Origin of the sequence: Trichocoleus sp. FACHB-262 (genome assembly GCF_014696035.1) — a bacterium.
Classification (GTDB): Bacteria; Cyanobacteriota; Cyanobacteriia; order FACHB-46; family FACHB-46; genus Trichocoleus.
This window is the reverse complement of sequence record NZ_JACJPK010000046.1, coordinates 157,678-177,075: the sequence shown is the minus strand read 5'-3', so window position 1 is coordinate 177,075 and position 19,398 is coordinate 157,678. Positions and strand designations below refer to the sequence as shown.

The window sequence follows — 19,398 nt, the reverse complement described above, 5'->3', positions numbered from 1 at the left end:
AAACCACCCTGATAATTATTCGGTATTAGTCAGTTCAATTCTGAGAAATCAGTCCGTGATGGCACTGAATCAATATCAATGAATTCATTAGTCCGGATATTTTTTATTAGTAAATTATGCAGTTGTAGAGTTTTTATCAATTGACAGAGCAATCAAAATCAACTATTTACAGTCTTAGAAGCTCTCTTGCCAATTCGCTCGCATTGCTTTTGATGCCCCGACAGCCTAGCCCTGCAAGAGCACGAAAAAACTAGAAGAGCGGAGTATATTAGTTGATGGCAGAGGCTCGTACAAGTGTCAGAAGGCATTGTCTCTAGGCGATCGCTGATTGATCCTTAACTGGGCTGCTAACTACTTGGCAGAGTTGCCGCTTTGTATCTGGTTCCACTCTATTCATCGTTGCTATGACATCTGAAAAACAAGATTTGGCAGATTCTTCCGGGCAGTCAGGGTTCTGGAAATCCCAACGAGAAAATTTTCAGATTCTAGCGATCGCTTTAACTTTGGCCCTTTTCATTCGTGCCTTTGTTGCAGAACCGCGTTTTATTCCGTCTGACTCAATGGTGCCAACTTTATTAGTTGGCGATCGCTTGGTGGTGGAAAAGCTTTCTTACCGCTGGCACTCACCGGAAACGGGCGATATTGTCGTCTTCGATCCACCATTGCAATTGCAGACCCAGGGCTACAGCAAAGAGCAGGCTTTTATCAAGCGCATTATTGGCCTGCCTGGTCAGATTGTGCAAGTGCAGCAGGGTAAGGTTTATGTAGATAACCAGCCGCTGAAAGAACCGTATATTGCCGAGCCACCCGCTTATGAGTGGGGGCCAAGGCAAGTCCCAGAGGGGCAGTTTTTCGTCATGGGCGACAACCGCAACAACAGCAACGACTCCCACATTTGGGGCTTCTTGCCAAAGCAAAATATTATTGGTCGAGCTTGGTGGCGCTTTTGGCCGTTCTCCCGAATTGGGCAGTTCTAGCGCAGCTAAAAAGCGCAGCTAAAAACGCAAATAGTGCATCAAATCAGTTGTTACGGTACTAGGCAGAGAAAGCCGTCGTTGCAGATCTGCCAGGTTGCGGTAAGGCCCTGTAGCTAAGCGATTTTGCACGATCGCTCTAGCCAAGAACAAATCAATCGGTGGCACTTTGAGCAAAACTTCTACAGAGGCCGTGTTGGGATTAATGGGCTCAATTGTGACCAGACTCTCAGCATCGTAATAACAAAAATTGAGAATCGGTGCAAAGGGCCGTAGTCGCTGGACGGGCACTCCTAAAACAGCGGCCATATCTTCCAGGCAGCAAAACTGCACGCCCGCTTGAGTGAGTTCTGCTAGCGATCGCGCTTGATGGATAGAAATTCCGGGCAAACGTAACCAATCGTCCACTGTGGCTTGATTGGCATCGATTTTAACTCCCAAGGAGGCGGCTAACTGCACTTCTTCTAATGATTGCAGACGGTAATAAGGATCATTGATTAACCGCGATCGCAGCGGTGTAGAGGCAGCCGCGATCGGAGAACGAGTTCGAGCAACAGAGGTTAACCAATCTAAAAATGCCATCTCAGGTTTCAAGTCACGCTATCTAATAACTGTCGGCGCTTTTGCTCAAACTCATATTCTGAAATCAAACCATCTTGGCGCAGTTGATCCAGTTGGCGCACTGCCGTTGCGATCGCGCTAACTTTCGCCGGATCAACAGTTGGCCCTGTAGGGTAACGGACGGTGGGGCTAGCTGCTATTCCATCGTTAAAGTTGCGATCGAACTGATCGGAGTCTTGGCTTAGGTACCAAACTCCTTCAATTGCACTGGCAATTTTAGGAATGGGCGTTGCCAGAGACAACAGTAGATACAGCATACCCCAGCGATATTGACCGAGATAGAGCTTGTGCAACCCCGCGATCGGCACGATCACGCCAGCGAAGGCTAGGACTGCTGCTATTTGACGATTTTTGGGCTTATTTAGCATACTCTGCTCCTTGGCGGCACCTAGATGCATCACGGTCGATCCTATGGATTAAAGGTAACAGCAGCGTTTCTGCTAGGAATAGATTTCAATTTGTGAAATAAGCCCGTAGACTTTGGACATTGTAGTTGTGATTTAAGTTACTGACACCTACCCAGGATCACCCAGGTGCCTGATGTCGAGTTCTAGCAAACACAGTACAGTAGTAAAAGAGTTTTATTTCAACGCAGGGTACTGAAACCAACCTGGAAACCGATATTAAAGTTGCTAGTAACCAAGCTCAGCAGCGTAAGTCGTCTCTAGCTTTGCTCGCAGCTTAGTCATCTCGTAACCTTAGATGCAGACCAGGTGGGCACCCTAGTTAACATCTACCTATCCTTATTTTTTGCCATTGCTAAGGCTTCTGGGCAATAACGCTTAGAACAGCTGAGCAGCTTGGTAGTTAGCAGAAACCAGTGACTAAATTGCCTGAAACGGGTGATTTATAGTTGTAACTGTTCCTTTAATCTGCTGGGATTCGTTGATTTTTTATTCAAAAATTTTAAGGCCGCTGATCAATGCCACAGACTTCTTTTTCAGCAGACTGGCTTCAGAAATTTTCCGATCCCTACGCCATTCTCGGTATTTCTGTAGCGGCTGATGATAGTCGAGTTCTGAAGCGCTACCGTAACATTGCTAAAGTTTTACATCCTGATAGTTTTGGAACTACTGAGAGTGAGACTAAGCAGTTAGCCAGCCAAATTTTTGCCCGTTTGGTTAACCCTGCTTATCAGAAGCTGAAGCAAGAGAAAGACCGCACTGAATCTTTAGGATTGCTACGGTTTCAAGTACGACGCTTGAAAAGAGAAGGAGCGATCGCCCCTAAAACCAAATTAGCTCAACAGCTTAGCCAGCTCAACCTCAAAGATGCTGAGGTATTTTATGAGCAGGCGATCGCCGAACTTGGCGCGACCCAGTTTCAGCCCATCGAGCGCTTTGCCTCAGTCACTCAACAACTGTTAGAACTAAATCTAGTCTATCTACAGTTGAAGCTAGATGACGTAATTCTGCGCGAAAAACGCACAGGGCTTGTCTCTAGCGCTCCCGCCCAAACCATTGAATTTGCGCCCGCTAGCCCGCAAGAAGCACCTGCAACGGACTATGCCTACCAACATGCTAAGCGAGCCAAGGAATACTTAAAGAAAGAAAACTTAGCTCAAGCAGTTCAGGAGTTGCGAGATGCCATTAAAATCGAACCGACTCAAGGGGAATACCATGCTTTACTAGGATTTGCCTACTTCAAGCAAAACCTTTCCGGGATGGCTACAGTTCATTTTCGCCAAGCTCTCAAACTCAATCCTAAAGAACCCTTAGCGCTGCACTATGCAGCTAAACTCAACCTCAACCTAGAAGATAAAGTGCGGCCTACCCAAACCACTAAAAAAAGTGGTCTTTTTGGCTTGTTTGGAGCCAAAAAACCTTGACCGAACCAGCTGAGGTACGGATTCGCGCAGCTATCCGCCGATCAAGCCCTGCATTAAAATTAAAGTAAGCCATGAGAAGGCGATCGTCGCTTCTCATTTTGCTTGGTAGTTGACCCAAGAAATAGCAATGGGATTTTTTGACTCTGAGATTGTGCAGCAAGAAGCAAAGCAGTTGTTTGAGGATTATCAATCCCTAGTGCAACTGGGCAGCAGCTACGGCAAATTTGACCGAGAAGGCAAAAAGCTTTTCATTGAGCGGATGGAAGGGCTGATGGAGCGCTACCGCATTTTTATGAAGCGCTTTGAGCTATCGGAAGATTTTATGGCGCAAATGACCGTGCAGCAGCTGCAAACACAGTTAGGTCAGTTTGGGATGACGCCCCAACAAATGTTTGAGCAGATGAACCTTACCCTAGAGCGCATGAAGGCTGAGGTAGAAAAAACCTCTTAGCGGCTGAAGCTGCATAGGCTAGATCAACGCACGACCTGGCCCATATACTCACCCCATAGCTGAGCTGCTTGGCCGCTGCTGCCAGTAGTGGGATCGTTGTTGTCGTTGCCCAACCAGATCCCAGTGACTAGAGAGCGGCCAGGAATGTACCCGACGAACCACAAGTCAACACTGTCGTTTGTAGTTCCTGTTTTCCCCGCTTCTCCCAAGCCTAATGAGGCACTGCGCCCCGTTCCACTCTGTACGACTCCCTGCAGCAGCCCGGTCATCGTATCTGCGACTTCTGGCGGTAGTACAGAAACGTTAGCTTCCGAATCTTGGTCGTAGGTATAGATCACTCGACAAGTTTGGAAGTTATTGCGGTCTTGACAATCACTGCTATCCAAAATGCGTTGAATAGCATGGGGACGATGGCGGACTCCACGATCGGCTAGGACGCTAAAAGCGCCTGTCATTTCCAGAGGGGTGACTTCACTTTGCCCTAAGACGAGACCTGGGACAGGATTAAGCTCAGACTGGATGCCCATTCGCCGAGCTGTTTGCACGACCTTATCTAAGCCCGCATCTTGAGCAATCCTGAGGGCGATCGGATTTTCGGAGAGGGATATGCCGCTATACATATCCAAGCTGCCACCCCCAGCATTACAGCCACTAAACGATTGGCCGCCCCAGTCTAGAGGAGCGCAGGAGTAAGGCTTTCCCGGCGAAATTCCTTGCTCCAAGGCTGCGGTGTAGCTAAAAATCTTGAAGGTAGAACCAGGCTGACGTAGAGCTTGGGTTGCTCGGTTAAATTGACTTTGCTGGTAATCGACTCCGCCGACTAAAGCTAGGATAGAGCCGTTGCTAGCATCTAGCGTGACGATCGCGCCTTGGGAAAAATTGTAGGTGGCTCCAACATTAGCGACTGAATTCCGCAAGGCAGTTTCTGCCAAGGTCTGCATTTGCAGGTCCAAGTTGGTCTCAACAATAAAGTTACCTTCTTCTGCTAGTTGCTTGCCGAGCAGAGTTTGCAACTCATCAAACACATAGCCATAGAAGTAAGGCGCACGAGTACTCTCTAGAATTTCCCTAGCTTTGGGATTAATTTCAATGCGCGATCGCCGGGCTCGCTGGGCTTCTTCCAAGCTCACCATGCCCATCGCTGCCATTCGATTAATCACGCGATCGCGGTACTCTACTGCTGCCTGGTAATCACGGATGGGGTTGAAGCTATTCGGGGCAGGCAAAATCCCTGCCAGTGTCGCTGCTTCTGAGAGGGTTAGATCTTTAGCCGACTTGCCAAAGTAAAACTGGGCCGCATCCTCAAAGCCAAAGTTACCATTGCCCAAGTACACCCGGTTCAAATACATCTTGAGAACCGCGTCCTTGCTGTAAAGCATTTCTAGCTTCAGCGCTACGATCGCTTCTCGGAGTTTGCGTCCGGCTGAATCTTGAGTGCCTACATAGTCACGGAACAAGCTGCGAGCGACTTGCTGGGTGATCGTGCTGGCACCTTCACGAATGCCTCCACCCCGGATATTGGTCAGTAAGGCTCTTAAAATTCCAATCGGATCAACGCCTAAATGCCAGTAAAATCGGCTATCTTCCGAGGCCACCACTGCCTTGGGTAAATAAGCTGAAAAATCCGAAAGTTTATTCAGCTCTAAGTGGGCGTTGTTGCGGGCAGGGCTTAGCGGTGTTTGGCGATCGCGAGCGTAGACCATGACGGGTCCTTGGATCGACTTAGGCAAGGGGCGCACCGAAAACTTAGTCCACTCAATACCCACAAATAAGGCTGTGATCGCTGTAAGGCCGCTGACTCCGTAGAGACTATAGCGAAACGCTTTGACGTACCACGGGGGAGGGTTGTGATACTGGATGCGAACCGCTGCGGCAAGCTCCGGTGGCCCCAGAGTCAGAATATCACCGTGATACAACGTGGATGTATTTACACGTCGCTTGCCCCGGTAGATGCCATTGGTCGAGTTTTCATCCTTAAGCACAAAGGGCGTTTGCTGTTGGCGATCGCGAGTCAGGGAAAGATGGATCTGACTGACAACGGGATTACGCACCACAATGTCACAGGACTTGGAACTCCGTCCCAGCAGGTAGCGATCGCCCAACAAAGGATAGACTTCTGCCTTTTCAGTCCCAGCATCTTGCACCCACAGTTCTGGCACCCTTGCATCCGGATTCAAGGCAAGTTTGGAAAAATCAATCTTAGCCTGAATGGTCTGTACAGCTTGGGTCAAGTTACCCAACAGGGTTTTAGACTGACGAGGGGGCTGAGGAGGAGTCATTCACTACCAACACAAATTTAGCTAAAGCAATCGGAAGCAGTATAAACAACATTTGACTGAAGTTGAGTCAAGGATGTTGCGCTTGTTGCAGTTATTCAGCGGCAATTCAGAGTTTAGGTGGCAACCTCATGAGTTGATAGTATTGATTGCCCAACTATCTTTACCCGCTTCATCCCCAATCATACAAGCTAGACTTAACTGCTGCTGTCAACAAACCGCTAAGTAGTCTGAGCTTACCGCTGAGTAGAATCAGGATGCGAATCTCCCTTCGTAACATCCTCCCCTCTGAAAGTAGCAATTAACAAACAAACAATCCCAACATTAATAAACACATCAGCAATGTTGAAGACCGGAAAATCAATCAGCCGAAAATCCAAAAAATCGACGACTCGACCCTCCAGAAAGCGATCGATACCGTTGCCTGCTGCACCACCCAGGATGCAGCCATAGCCAGCCTGCTCCCAGCGATTCATCCTCGGCCCGAACAAACCCAGCGCCACCAGAATTAAGCTAACTCCCAAAGATAACCAGCGCAGCCAGTCACCACCTTGACTGAACAAGCTAAAAGCAGCACCCGTGTTAGTCACATAGGTAAAGTGAAAGACATTGGGCCAAAGTGCCCAAGATTCGGGAGGAATCGTCAAGTCAAACTGAGTTACAACCCAGTACTTAGTCACACGATCTAAAATCAAGCTAATGAGAGCTGCAAGCCAAAAAAAACGATTCTTCCAATTCATAGCAACTGGGTCAGAGAATTTCAAACCAACTAGGCGCACACCAAGCACTACGAGTCAGCGAACAACGTTATTTGATTCAGTCCGCTTCAGTAAAACATTAAATGTCGAATCGTAAAGGCTATAACCGTTACTGCACAAGTGAGGGCCAATTGCTCAGGAAGAGGATTATAGGAGTACATCAGCACTGCTTTTAGCAACGGAACACTAGTATTCACCCAGCTAAAGAGATAGCCAAAGATTAAATAAACTAGACCCGCTAAGTGAATGGTTAATAGGCCGCAAAGGCAACTAAAAGTCAAAGCCTCCAAGCGGGGTGGAGCCTTAAAGGCTAGTAAACCGCAGATCCAAGCTCCTGGGACAAAACCCAGCAAGTACCCAAACATAGGCTCACGAATATAGCCAATACCACCGCCTTGGGTAAAAACTGGAAATCCTGCTAAGCCTAATGCTAAATAAGCGATTTGAGAAAGGACTCCAGCATTCCTACCTCCCAAACAACTAGCTAGTAACACCGCTCCAATTTGGCAAGAAACTCCCAGCGGGTAAGCTTGAATGCCAGAGGTGTCCCAACTCCACGGTGGACTGGTAATCGATGCCTCTACAAGGGTTCCACCAATCGTTAAGATCAGGCCAATAAAGGCCCAGAGCAGTTCAATGGGAGCAGCCACTATGGGTTCAAGAATACAGAGCGATGGGGGCGGGAATAACAAGATTATCCTCTCCTAAGCTAGAGGTTTAACGACCTCCAGGATCTAAAGCGCTGATCGCAATAAGTCTGTAAAAGCTTATTTATAACGCTTGAGAATCAACTAGCGTGAGAAGCAATATTAGTTGATTTGCCTTTAGTGTTGGCATTGTATCACTGGATTGGAAGCACCTACGCTCCTGGCCTGTGAGTACAGCCTTCAGCACCAGAGTTGTTTAATTTAGGCAGTAAGCAGCAGCTCAAAATTGCCTTAATCTGTCAAAACAGGCTCAATTGCAGCCGCCTGATTTACTGTTTTATTGGGATTAAAGTAAGCTTCTAAAACTTGCCGTACCATGGGAGCTGCAAATGAGCCACCACCGCCACCAGAGTTTTCGCCAAACGCCACAACTAATACTTGCGGCTTATCAAGGGGAGCATAAGCTCCAAACCAAGTATGAGATTCGCGGCCAAAGTCTTCAGCAGTACCACTCTTACCAGCCGTTGGCGGAATTGTTGATACATTGAGAGCAGCCCCAGTGCCACCGTCCACAACCTCTCGTAAGCCTGCCCGCAAAACATCAACGGTTTCAGGTCTGAGCTGCAAAGATTCGCGCCAATTTCGGGCGGCTTCATTGTCCTTGAACAGGTGAGGCTTAACTTTGTAACCACCATTAGCAGGCACAGCAAACATCACTGCCACTTGCAAAGGTGTGGACTGAAGAAAGCCCTGGCCGATCGACATATTAACGGTATCCCCCAGGTACCAGCCTTCCCCTAATTCCTTGCGTTTCCAGGCATCATCTGGCACTAAACCGGCTGCTTCTTCAGGTAGCTCAATACCCGTTTTCTGGCCAAATCCATATCGTCGAGTCCAGGGAATGAGGGTCTGGTCACCAATTCCCATGGCGATTTGGTAGAAGAAGGTATCGCTGCTCCATTTCAAGGCTCCCGCAAACCCTAAAACGCCAAAGCCAGCTCGGTTCCAGTCACCAAACTCGATGCCTCCCACAGTGATAGAAGGGTAGGTATTCAGGACAGTGTCCGGAGAATATTTATTAGATTCGATCGCGGCTGTAGTGGTAACAATTTTGAACGTACTTGCAGGCGGATACCCCTGCACGGCTCGGTTGACGAAGGGATGGTCTTCACTTTGCAAGCGCTGCCATTGAGCATCTGTAATTCGGGTCGAAAACAGGTTTGGATCGAAGGCAGGGCGGCTAACCATGGCCAGAACTGCACCATTGTTCGGGTCCATTGCTACGATCGCGCCTTTGCGATCGCCCAACGCCGTTTCCGCTGCTTTTTGCAACTTCAAATCCAAGGTTAAGCGGACATCTCTACCTGTCTGAGTTTGCTTCTCACCCAGAATGCGGACAACTTGACCCATGCCATCCACTTCAACCTGCTGGCCGCCCCATTCGCCCCGCAATTGTTTCTCATAGGCCGACTCTACGCCCATTTGGCCAATCACATCGCCGAGGCGGTATCCTTCATCCTTACGTTTTTCCAGCTCTTCATCGCTCATCTCACCTGTGTAGCCCAGCACATGAGCCGCCAAGTCCCCGTGAGGATAGTATCGAACGGCTTCTGCATCAACCTCCACCCCCTCCATCTCGCTGGAGTACTCGGCTAAAGCCGTAACTTGAGCTGGACTTACACCCCGCGCAATCCTGACTAAATAGGGAGAAGTATACCCTGCTTGTTCTAGCCGCTTTTGGATTTCAGCTTCGGGGATCTGCAAAATCTGAGAAAGTCGGTTTAAAGTCGCAGGCCACTCAGACTGCTTCCGCGCCAATGGCCACAAAAACACTGAGTGCGACAGGCGACTACCAGCCAAGATGCTGCCGCCTCGATCTAAAATTTTGCCGCGCTCTGGTTGCTTGGGGATCAAGCGAATGCGATTATTTTCTGCCAACTGGCGATTCCGATTCCCTTCGACCAACTGTAAGTAAGCCAACCGACCGCCAATTCCACCCAACATTAATAAACTGACAACCAACATGAAAGCTATAGACTGGTAGCTTCTGCCAACCGTACGCGCTGCGGGTTGTTGAATGATGGGAGGAGATTGTGTCAAAGTCATAAGGTCGGAAAAATTGTGTCCGGAGAAATTAGTGGCAGTGAGTTTTTACCTAGTCTACCGCTAGTCTCCCCGCCAAGCGCAAATCTTGATTTAGTGAAGAATTATTGCATGCTCACTGGGTTACCCTGTTAAAGTTATTTGCTTAACAGTGTTTAGCTTTTAATCTACAAAACCAGTTTGGGCAGGCTATAGATTAGAACAGTCCCATTCCTTAACCTTGGTTAGGTGGATAAAATAAACCAAAGCCGAATCTTGCCTCTCTCAAAGGGTAGAAATTTAATTTGGCTTTGCGTTCGTGGGGAAATCAGCGCAGGAAATCGCCACTATGTCTCAGACTGCTACACAGCGTCAGGATGCGATCGGCATCGATACTGAGTTTGATGTTGAACTTCGTAAGGTTTTCAAGGTCTTCAATAGTGAAGCAGTCGTCCGAGGCATCGATCTTAGTATTCGCAGAGGTGAATTCTTTAGCATCTTGGGTCCCTCTGGGTGTGGCAAAACGACAACCCTTCGATTAATCGCTGGCTTTGAAACTGCTACTGCTGGGGAGGTGCTGATTCGACGCCAAACCATGAATCAGATTCCACCTTACCGTCGTCCTGTCAACACAGTTTTTCAAAGTTACGCCCTATTCAATCACTTGACGGTTTGGGACAACATTGCTTTTGGCTTGAGAATTAAACGCCAAAGCCGAGGCGAAATTCGTGAACGTGTAGGCGAAGCATTGCGGTTGGTCAAGATGGAGGCTTATGCCCATCGATTCCCAGCTCAACTCTCTGGAGGGCAGCAACAACGAGTTGCTTTGGCACGGGCTTTGGTGAATCGTCCGGCTGTGGTGCTCTTGGATGAACCGCTAGGGGCGCTAGACCTGAAGCTACGAAAAGAAATGCAGGTCGAGCTGTCCAATCTACATCAAGAACTGGGCGTCACTTTTATTATGGTGACTCATGACCAAGAGGAAGCTTTGAGCTTGTCAGACCGCATCGCTGTCATGCATGAGGGCAAGATTGAGCAAATCGGTTCGCCTACTGAAATTTACGAACGACCCCGCACGCCATTTGTGGCAGATTTCATTGGAGACACAAATCTTTTCCGAGGCAAGGTTGTAGAAGCAGATACCGCTTCCTTAAAGGTAGAAACAGAAACTGGACTCAAAGTTATAGCCAAACCTTGGGAATCTGGCAATTCACCCATCACGGCTCCAGTCGTGGTGAGCGTCCGACCGGAAAAGATTCAGGTGAGTTTGTATACACCTAGCGTGTCCCATAATTGTTTTGAGGGACGACTGAAGCATGTGATGTATTTAGGAACGCATGTTCATTATGTGGTGGAACTGCTTTCCGGCGATCGCGTCACAGTCATGCAACCGAATACAGTCGGTGCCCTGCCCGATCCTGAAACTCCCATCTACATTTATTGGCCCGCTACAGACTGTCTGGCTTTAACTGCATAGGTAGCACAACAACATTTTTCGAGACAGCATGTCAACGCGACGGCAATTCTTAAACACTACAGCATCCGCGCTTTCGGGGCTGGCGCTTTCCAGTTGTGGTTGGACTCTGGCCCAAGTTAGGCAATCCGCAGCTCAGCCTGGCACCTCCAACAAGCTCTATATCTACACCTGGTCTAACTACACAGATGAGGATTTACTCAAGAGCTTTAGTGAGCAAACTGGCATTGAAGTCATTACCAATGTCTTTGACTCAAATGAGTCGATGTTGGCCAAAATCCGGGCAGGAGGTGGTTCGGAGTACAGCATTATTTCGCCATCTGACTATATGGTCCGTCAGATGAGCGAAATCGGACTCTTGAGCGAGCTGGATCACAATCGTTTAAGCGGTCTCAACCAGCTTTTGCCACGCTTTCAAAATCCTGTTTATGACCCTGGCAATCGCTATAGCATCCCGATTAGTTGGGGTACCACCGGACTGATCTATAACACGCAGAAGCTGAAAGAACCTCCTACAGATTGGAATTATCTCTGGGACAACCAAAAGCAATTAACTCAACGCATCACCTTGATTAATGATGTGCGCGAGGTGATGGGCGCGACCCTACGGATGCTGGGCTATTCTTACAACTCCACGCAACCTGCCCAGTTAGAGCAAGCTTACGAGAAGTTAGCGGCTTTGAAACCCGCGATCGCTACGTTTACTTCCGATGCTTGGCGCGACCAAATGGTGGCAGGAGATTTATGGTTAGCGATGGGGTACTCGGCTGATGCCATTAAAACAGCTCAAGACAATCCAAATCTCAAGTATGTGATTCCTCGCAGTGGCACATCTTTATGGACTGATACGATGGTGATTCCCAAGTCAGCTCCAAATCCTGAAGCCGCTTATGCTTGGCTCAATTTTATTTTGCAGCCATCGATCATGGCTCAGGTGTGTTATCGCCTGAAGTTTGCTACTCCTAACCGCGCGGCGATCGCTCAGTTACCCGCCGACATCCGCAACAACACCAACCTATTTCCGCCAGAGTCACTGCTGACTAAGTGTGAACAAATCGCTCCTATTGGGCAGTTCAGCGAAGTCTATGATCGCTACTGGACGCAGCTAACCAGCAGTTAAATAATAGTCGTCTCTTCCTAGGTCTACGCATGACACCTCTTGCTTCCAGAAATACTCCCGCTGCATCGGATATAGGTCGTCCGGAGTCAAAGTGGTTAGGGCCATTGGTCTTGCTAGGGCCATCTGGCATTTGGCTAGGTTTGTTGCTAGTGATGCCAGCCTTAGTAATTTTGGAGTTAAGCTTCGTCCCAGGCATTCGACCAGGAGATGTCGTTAACCCCTCAGGTTTAGACAACTACACTCAGATCTTTCAGCCGATTTATCTACAGGTCATCGGGCGATCGCTATTTTTTGCCATTAACACCACCATTATTTGCCTGTTATTGGGCTTCCCGGTAGCTTATTGGATTGCCCTTCTGTCTCCGGCGCGTTGGCGCAATTTATTGTTACTGTGTTTCGTGCTACCGCTTTGGACTTCGTCGTTGCTGCGCTCTTACGCCTGGATCACCATCTTGAGGCCGACAGGTGTCCTTAATACTTTGCTCGCGAGTATCGGCTTGCCGCCTTTGACTTTACTGAACAGCAGCTCGGCTGTATTAATTGGCATGAGCTACAGCTTATTGCCTTACATGGTTCTAATTCTTTACGCCTCTTTAGAAAAACTCGACCGCAGGCTATTAGAAGCGGCGGCTGATTTAGGAGCTCATCCCAGCGAAGCGTTTTGGAAGGTTACAGTACCACAGACCTTACCAGGAATTGCCGCTGGCTCCTTACTCGTGTTTATTACCGGGTTAGGCGATTTCGTGGACCCCGAACTGTTAGGCGGTGCTTCTAGCATGACTGCGGCGCGTCTCATTTACAACCAGTTTCTCGGGGCTACGCAAAATTGGGGATTTGGGTCCGCTTTGAGTATGCTGCTAATTCTGGCAGTCAGTCTGGCGATCGCTTTGCTAATTAAGTATGGCGATTCCACGTCGAAACGCTAAATTGGGCGATCGCCGGGTCATACTAAGTCATCAGGGTGCCAACATTCAGGATTCAGACACTATCGCTCGAAGGATTCATGTTTCTGTGATTGGACCGCAAGCCAAAACGAACCCCCGTGCTTCCTGGCAGGCCCTGTTCTCCCTGCTCATGTTTGGGTTCATGTATTTGCCCATTGTCGTCCTGACGTTCTATAGCTTTAATCAGTCAGCCTATAGTGCTAGTTGGACAGGGTTTACTTTGGCGTGGTATCGCAAGTTTTTCGCTGACGAGCGCATTTTAGCCGCTCTACAAACGAGCTTAATCGTGGCCTTAGTAGCGGTGGCGATCGCAGCCGTGCTAGGAACGCTGATGACAGTGGGTTTAACCCGCTATCACTTTCCAGGAAAAGGGTTGTATCGAGGGATGTCGTATTTGCCCTTGATTATTCCCGACATCGCGATCGCCGTTGCCACCTTAGTTTTCTTGGCCGTGGTGGCAATTCCCCTCAGTTTATGGACGATCGTAGCTGCCCATGTGGTGTTTTGCTTATCGTATGTGGCGATTGTCGTCTCCACTCGTTTAACTGGGCTAGATTCTCACTTAGAGGAAGCAGCGCTAGACTTAGGAGCCACGCCCACTCAAGCTTTTATGCAGGTGTTGCTACCTGAACTCATGCCAGCGATCGTCTCTGGTTGTCTGTTGGCCTTTGTGCTGAGCATGGATGACTTTCTCATTGCCAGTTTCACGGCTGGAGGGGGAGCAACTACGCTACCAATGGAAATTTTCAGCCGCATCCGCACTGGAGTGAAACCAGATATCAACGCGCTCAGCGTCGTCTTGATCTTGGCGTCCGGTTTCGTTGCCTTTGTGGCTGAATCCATTCGCTATCAAGGTTCGCAAAAGCGGTTCAAGTAGCTAAAGTCATTTGCGTACAAAAATCTACTTGCCTGGAGTAGTGCGATCGCCATAAACCCAGCGCCAGAGCGGATGGCTCGGTCCTTGCTGCTGAATTCGCTGCACTTGTCGCTCTAAGCGTTGTTTTTCTGGTGCAGGCAGCCCCAGGAGAATGTTGCGGCTTTGCCAAACCAGAGTTGCTACGGTTAAACCAAGACATAAACCCAGCCCAAATGTGGGTACTGGATTGTAAGCAAACCCATAGCGAACGGCTGACCAAGTAAAATACTGCACCCACAAAGCAAATTCTCTTCGCAATCCCCAAAGACTGAGGATGCCAATCGTCAGCCAGAGGCAGAGGACAAAACACCATCGCCCCCAAACTGTTAACTCATGCAGCCTTACCAATTCTGGCGAAAGCTTGGGGGTGTGGGTCAATTCTGGGGTGTGGTCAGACCGCTCCATAAGTTCTAGCTAGCTCGAAGCAGCAATTGCCCTGAGGTAAAGTTAGGCATCCTCAGAGCTAACAGAAGCATCGATCGCTGGAGCACTGGTGGCTAACGCTGGGATTGCTTGACCATTACGCCTGCGCCACCAAGCCAGCAGAGTACTGGCAATGAAGATGCTAGAGTAGGCTCCCATCGTGAAACCAACAATTAAAGCGAGGGCAAAGTTCTTTAGCGTTTCTCCACCAAAGAAGAAAATTGACGACAGGGTTAACAGGACGGTGAGAGTGGTGTTGATGGAGCGAGTCAAGGTTTGGTTGACTGCATCCTCAACAATATCGTCAATATGGCGTTCAGGATTGAGGATAATAGTCTCCCGGATGCGATCGTAAATCACGACGGTATCGTTAACCGAGAAGCCCACAATCGTGAGCAACGCCACAATAAACAAGCTATCCACTTCGGTCCCAAACAGTAGGCCAAAAATTGAAAACATGCCAACTGTGACCAAAACATCGTGGAACAAAGCCACGATCGCCATAAAAGCGTAGTCGAACTGAAACCGGAAGCTCATGTAAACGATAATTCCGGCAAAAGAAACAATCAGCGCCAACATCCCAGAAGTGAATAGCTGACGACCAATCGTGGGACCAACCGTGTCAATCTGAGTAGTTTTGGCATCAAACTTACCGACTGCTTGGACTAAAGCAGCTTGGAGCTGGGTCCGTTCATCTACATTCAGGGTTCTGGTGCGGATGGAAACGGCTTGCTGATTTTGCCCTACTACCTGAATACTGCTCCCACCCAGACCTTGTTTGTCCAGCACTTCACGTACTGTACCTACATTCACTGGTTGGTCACAGTTGTTGGGTACTGCACAATCCAGTTCAAATTGAATCCGAGTTCCGCCAACAAAGTCTAGGCTGGGGCGTAGAGGCGCTTTGATGTCAGGGCGCGTCCAAGAGATCGCCATTGCTATCAAGCCACTGAGGATGATGAGCAATGAAATGCTCCACCACAGCGATTGCTGCTTCATAACCTTGAGTTTCATGGAGTCACCCCTGCTTGAGGCTGATTAGACGCGGGTACTTTAGGGCAATAGAGTTCGGTTTTGCGTAGGGCGGGAAAGCTAATTGCGAGCAGCATTAGAGTGCGGCTACAAGTAACAGCGGTAAACATACTGATCATGACTCCTAGAGCCAGCGTCAAGGCAAACCCTCGCACTAAACCTGCTCCTAGCCAGAACAAAGCCCCACAAGCAATTACCGTTGTGACGTTACTATCTAGAATGCTAGAGAAAGCACGATAGAAACCAGATTCTACGGAACGATACAGGGTTTTACCTGCGCGTAATTCTTCACGGGTCCGTTCAAAAATCAAGACATTGGCGTCTACGGCCATCCCAATACTGAGGATAAATCCTGCGATTCCAGGCAGGGTGAGCGTCACACCCAGCAGGGTAAAGGTGGCAAAGGTTAGTAGCGAATAGATGACTAAGGCTAGATCGGCGATCGCACCAGGTAGGCGGTAATAAACCACCATAAAGATCAACACTAGAAACAAACCACCCAACCCAGCATAAATACTGCGCTGGATGCTATCTCTTCCTAGAGTCGCTCCCACTGTGCGGTTTTCCACGATCTCCACAGGGACAGGTAAAGCGCCACCCCGCAATTGCACTGCCAAATCGTTCGCTTCTTCAGCCGAAAAGCGGCCTTCGATTACAGCGCCGCCACCTGTAATGCCAGTTTGAGCAAACTGAACGCCGACGGTGGGGGCACTAATCAAGCGATCATCTAAGAGAATGCCAATGCTTCGTCCGGTTCCAGCCAAACTCTTGGTTAAATCTGCAAACAGCGTTGCTCCCTTAGAATCAAACTTGAGGGAGACATTCCAGTTATTCCCACTGGCTGCGGCAGGCTCAGCCGATGCATCTTGGAGGTTTTCTCCCGTTAAACCACTCCGCTCAAACAGCTCTGCGATCGCCGCATTACTGCGCTTGATCGCCGCTTGGTTTTCGGCCAGTGCTGCCTCATTACCAGCGCCTTGTTTCTGCAACTCTGCCTGCTTAGCCTGCAGTTCTTGCCGCACCTGAAACTCCACGCCTAGCTGAGCTTCTGTTCCTGGTTTCTGCTTGCGGAAGTCTAACTGGGCAGTACCACCCAGCACCCGCTCTGCCTGCTCCGGATCGCTAACTCCGGGAAGTTGCACCAACAGTTGGTCTTCTCCGACCGTCTGAACCACCGATTCAGACACGCCTAATCCGTTGATCCGTCCTTCTACCACCCGCTGCACAGCTTCCATCACGCGAGGAGTGATTTCCTTCACATTTTCGGATGGTTTTACTTGGAGGGTAAGTTGAGATCCCCCTTGTAAGTCCAACCCTAGCCGCACCGGAACTTTCGCGATCGTCACAATCGAGGCGATGACGAGGACGATAATTAAAGCCAATAATGAACGCTGTCTTTGCATAAGTCCTGAGTTTGGAATTTTGAGTGTTGAGCTTGAAGGTTAATTCAGAGTTCAACCTCAACACTCAAACCTATCTTAGCTACACCCGTAGGGCCACCATTTTTTGCACAGCTTCAACAATTTGTTGTGGCTGCACAATCGTGAGATTTTCTAGGGTGCCGTTGTAAGGAGTGGGAATGTCCTGGGAGGAAAGACGCAACACGGGAGCATCAAGTTCATCAAACAAGCGATCGTTGATTGAAGCAATCAGCTCGGCGGCAATCCCACCCGTTCTCATACACTCTTCAACAATGATCACCCGGTGAGTTTTGCGAATCGAAGCCCCGATCGTGTCAAAGTCCAATGGCTTGAGGGAGATTAAATCAATCACCTCCGGGTCATAGCCATCTTTTTCCAAGGTTTTTACGGCTTGTAAGACATGATGACGCATCCGAGAGTAGGTCAAAATCGTCACATCTTTGCCTTGCCGCACCACTTCCGCCTTGTCTAGAGGCAGCGTGTATTCTGCTTCGGGCAGATTCTCCTTCAAGTTGTACAGCAGCACATGCTCAAAGAACAAAACTGGATTGTTGTCTCGGATGGCAGACTTCAATAAACCCTTAGCGTTGTAAGGAGTTGAGCAAGCCACAATCTTCAATCCAGGTACTGCCTGGAAGTAAGCTTCTAGACGCTGGGAGTGTTCTGCCCCTAGCTGTCGGCCAACTCCACCCGGACCTCGAATCACCATCGGGATCTTGTAGTTACCACCAGATGTATAGCGCAGCATCCCAGCATTATTAGCAATCTGGTTAAAGGCCAGCAGCAAGAAGCCCATGTTCATGCCTTCAATGATCGGGCGCAGCCCTGTCATTGCCGCTCCTACTGCCATGCCTGTAAAGCTGTTCTCGGCAATGGGCGTGTCTAAAATCCGCAGCTCACCGTATTTTTTGTACAGATCTTTCGTGACTTTGTAGGAGCCGCCGTAGTGGCCTACATCTTCCCCCATCACGAGCACGGAGGGGTCGCGGGCCATTTCTTCGTCAATGGCCTCACGTAGGGCGTTAAACAAGAAAGTCTCTGCCATCGATACCTCTGAGTTGCGGCAACAGTCTACTGGTCAAAATCTAATGGTCGAAATTGCTTTGGTGATCCAAATTAATAATCATAGCTGCTGAAGTGAATCATCCGTATACTCAGATTCTGGCTATGCAGCAGGGCGATCGCCCACTCTAGGAAAACAGCAGACAAAAATCGGACAAGCTGCTCACCTGCCCGATTCCAGCCGCAAGAGTAACTAGATTATTCGTCCTCAGCAAACACAAATCGATACAGTTCGCTAGCGTCAGGTTCAGGGCTTTGCAGCGCAAACTCCACGCCCTCATCGACCGTCGATTGAATTTTGCGCTCGATTGCCTTGAGTTCTTCTTGATTTACCAAGTTTTGCTCAATTAGATAAGCCGCAAACTTCTTAATGGGGTCACGAGCCAGCCAAGCTTCTTTTTCATCCTTAGTACGAAGTTCGTCTGGGTCAGCCAAAGAGTGGCCTCGGAAGCGATAGGTCAGGGCTTCAATGAGGGTCGGGCCTTCGCCAGCCCGTGCCCGTGCCACAGCTTCTTGAGCGACAGCCCGTACTGCCATCACATCCATGCCATCCACTTCTACACCAGGCATGCCAAAGACGCTGGCTTTCTTGTAGATTTCTGGTTGAGAAGTGGCTCGCTCATGAGCCATCCCGATCGCCCACTTGTTGTTCTCGACCACAAACAGGATGGGTAACTTCCACAAAGCTGCCATGTTGAGGCACTCGAAGAATTGGCCATTGTTAGTGGTGCCGTCTCCAAAGAAGCAAGCGGCGACTTGGTCTGCCGTCTCATCTCCTAAGACTTCCCGACGGTACTTGCTCTGAAAAGCAGCTCCTAAAGCAATCGGAATCCCTTCACCAATAAAGGCAAACCCACCCAGCAGATTGTGCTCAGCTGAGAAGAGGTGCATCGAACCACCCCGCCCTTTGCTGCAACCTGTAGCTTTACCAAATAGCTCTGCCATCACTTCTCGGGCTGGAACCCCAGCACTGAGGGCATGTACGTGATCACGATAAGTGCTGCAAACATAGTCTTCGCCGGGTCGCATCGATTGAATCACCCCTGTCGATACAGCCTCTTGGCCGTTGTAGAGGTGAACAAATCCGAACATTTTGCCCCGATAGTACATCTCCGCACACTTATCTTCGAAGAAGCGGCCCAAGATCATGTCTTCGTAGAGCCTTAAACCTTCTTCTTTGGTAATTTGTGCCGAAGCAGCTTGAAATACTGGTAAAGTCCGTTCCTGAACCATTGATTTGTAGTACCCTCGCAGCAATACCCAAGCTAAATTTTATCGAGATCGTTTGACTTTCCTGCGGAAAGCCAGCTTCTTGTACCTGCCAGATTTTCCCAGTCTACTTAAAACGAAGGCATAGCGCTCTCAGTGT

At 49.1% G+C, this 19,398-nt stretch carries 18 protein-coding genes; 7 read left to right on the top strand and 11 right to left on the bottom strand.

Features of this window, described 5'->3' with window-relative positions; all coding sequences use genetic code 11:
* Window positions 1–404: 404 nt before the first annotated feature.
* Window positions 405–977, top strand: coding sequence for a signal peptidase I (lepB, locus tag H6F68_RS09865; protein ID WP_190551936.1), 573 nt, complete (start codon window positions 405–407; stop codon window positions 975–977).
* A gap of 18 nt (window positions 978–995) precedes the next feature.
* On the opposite strand, the gene H6F68_RS09860 is transcribed toward lepB, so the two are convergent.
* Together H6F68_RS09860 and H6F68_RS09855 are read right to left on the bottom strand one after the other, a co-directional pair.
* On the bottom strand, window positions 996–1,556 hold the full coding sequence (locus tag H6F68_RS09860) for a ComEA family DNA-binding protein (RefSeq protein ID WP_190558542.1): 561 nt from the start codon (window positions 1,554–1,556) through the stop codon (window positions 996–998).
* An 8-nt stretch (window positions 1,557–1,564) separates the two neighbouring features.
* Complete coding sequence (locus H6F68_RS09855; protein WP_190551938.1) at window positions 1,565–1,963, bottom strand: SHOCT domain-containing protein; 399 nt, start codon at window positions 1,961–1,963, stop codon at window positions 1,565–1,567.
* Between the two features lie 554 nt (window positions 1,964–2,517).
* Here H6F68_RS09855 and H6F68_RS09850 point away from each other — a divergent pair.
* On the top strand, window positions 2,518–3,423 hold the full coding sequence (locus H6F68_RS09850; RefSeq protein WP_190558539.1) for a J domain-containing protein: 906 nt from the start codon (window positions 2,518–2,520) through the stop codon (window positions 3,421–3,423).
* A gap of 127 nt (window positions 3,424–3,550) precedes the next feature.
* Window positions 3,551–3,874: a DUF1825 family protein gene (locus H6F68_RS09845; RefSeq protein WP_190438912.1), complete on the top strand. Its 324-nt coding sequence runs from the start codon at window positions 3,551–3,553 to the stop codon at window positions 3,872–3,874.
* Window positions 3,875–3,897: 23 nt separating this feature from the next.
* Here the strand turns inward: H6F68_RS09845 and H6F68_RS09840 are convergent, their stop codons facing one another.
* The 4 genes from H6F68_RS09840 to mrdA form a co-directional block, all read right to left on the bottom strand.
* Window positions 3,898–6,153, bottom strand: a complete 2,256-nt coding sequence (locus tag H6F68_RS09840) for a PBP1A family penicillin-binding protein (protein ID WP_190551940.1) — start codon at window positions 6,151–6,153, stop codon at window positions 3,898–3,900.
* Between the two features lie 233 nt (window positions 6,154–6,386).
* Window positions 6,387–6,890: a signal peptidase II gene (gene lspA, locus H6F68_RS09835; protein ID WP_190558537.1), complete on the bottom strand. Its 504-nt coding sequence runs from the start codon at window positions 6,888–6,890 to the stop codon at window positions 6,387–6,389.
* 86 nt (window positions 6,891–6,976) lie between these two features.
* Entirely contained in the window at window positions 6,977–7,558 is a 582-nt protein-coding gene (locus H6F68_RS09830) for a biotin transporter BioY (RefSeq protein WP_313930073.1), read from the bottom strand.
* A 288-nt stretch (window positions 7,559–7,846) separates the two neighbouring features.
* On the bottom strand, window positions 7,847–9,661 hold the full coding sequence (gene mrdA / locus H6F68_RS09825; RefSeq protein ID WP_190558535.1) for a penicillin-binding protein 2: 1,815 nt from the start codon (window positions 9,659–9,661) through the stop codon (window positions 7,847–7,849).
* Between the two features lie 325 nt (window positions 9,662–9,986).
* On the opposite strand from mrdA, the gene H6F68_RS09820 reads away from it, so the two are divergent.
* From H6F68_RS09820 to H6F68_RS09805, 4 genes are read left to right on the top strand one after another with little or no spacing between them, the layout of a single operon-like run.
* Window positions 9,987–11,114: an ABC transporter ATP-binding protein gene (locus H6F68_RS09820; RefSeq protein WP_190558533.1), complete on the top strand. Its 1,128-nt coding sequence runs from the start codon at window positions 9,987–9,989 to the stop codon at window positions 11,112–11,114.
* A 28-nt stretch (window positions 11,115–11,142) separates the two neighbouring features.
* The gene (locus H6F68_RS09815) at window positions 11,143–12,231 is read left to right on the top strand and encodes a spermidine/putrescine ABC transporter substrate-binding protein (RefSeq protein ID WP_190558531.1); all 1,089 of its coding nucleotides are present in this window, start codon (window positions 11,143–11,145) and stop codon (window positions 12,229–12,231) included.
* A gap of 29 nt (window positions 12,232–12,260) precedes the next feature.
* Window positions 12,261–13,157: an ABC transporter permease gene (locus tag H6F68_RS09810; RefSeq protein ID WP_190558529.1), complete on the top strand. Its 897-nt coding sequence runs from the start codon at window positions 12,261–12,263 to the stop codon at window positions 13,155–13,157.
* Window positions 13,132–14,052 carry an ABC transporter permease gene (locus H6F68_RS09805; protein WP_190558527.1) on the top strand — a complete coding sequence of 307 codons (921 nt, stop codon included), beginning with the start codon at window positions 13,132–13,134 and terminating at the stop codon, window positions 14,050–14,052. Before H6F68_RS09810 ends, H6F68_RS09805 begins: the two co-directional genes overlap by 26 nt.
* Before the next feature lie 24 nt (window positions 14,053–14,076).
* Here the strand turns inward: H6F68_RS09805 and H6F68_RS09800 are convergent, their stop codons facing one another.
* From H6F68_RS09800 to pdhA, 5 genes are all read right to left on the bottom strand, one after another.
* Window positions 14,077–14,496: a hypothetical protein gene (locus H6F68_RS09800; protein ID WP_190558525.1), complete on the bottom strand. Its 420-nt coding sequence runs from the start codon at window positions 14,494–14,496 to the stop codon at window positions 14,077–14,079.
* A 42-nt stretch (window positions 14,497–14,538) separates the two neighbouring features.
* The gene (gene secF, locus H6F68_RS09795) at window positions 14,539–15,528 is read right to left on the bottom strand and encodes a protein translocase subunit SecF (protein WP_190558523.1); all 990 of its coding nucleotides are present in this window, start codon (window positions 15,526–15,528) and stop codon (window positions 14,539–14,541) included.
* Window positions 15,525–16,949 (bottom strand): protein translocase subunit SecD, encoded by a 1,425-nt coding sequence (gene secD, locus H6F68_RS09790; RefSeq protein ID WP_190558521.1) that lies wholly within the window; start codon window positions 16,947–16,949, stop codon window positions 15,525–15,527. Before secD ends, secF begins: the two co-directional genes overlap by 4 nt.
* Before the next feature lie 79 nt (window positions 16,950–17,028).
* Window positions 17,029–18,012, bottom strand: coding sequence for an alpha-ketoacid dehydrogenase subunit beta (locus tag H6F68_RS09785; protein WP_190438929.1), 984 nt, complete (start codon window positions 18,010–18,012; stop codon window positions 17,029–17,031).
* A gap of 215 nt (window positions 18,013–18,227) precedes the next feature.
* Complete coding sequence (gene pdhA / locus H6F68_RS09780) at window positions 18,228–19,262, bottom strand: pyruvate dehydrogenase (acetyl-transferring) E1 component subunit alpha (RefSeq protein WP_190438930.1); 1,035 nt, start codon at window positions 19,260–19,262, stop codon at window positions 18,228–18,230.
* Window positions 19,263–19,398 lie beyond the last annotated feature (136 nt).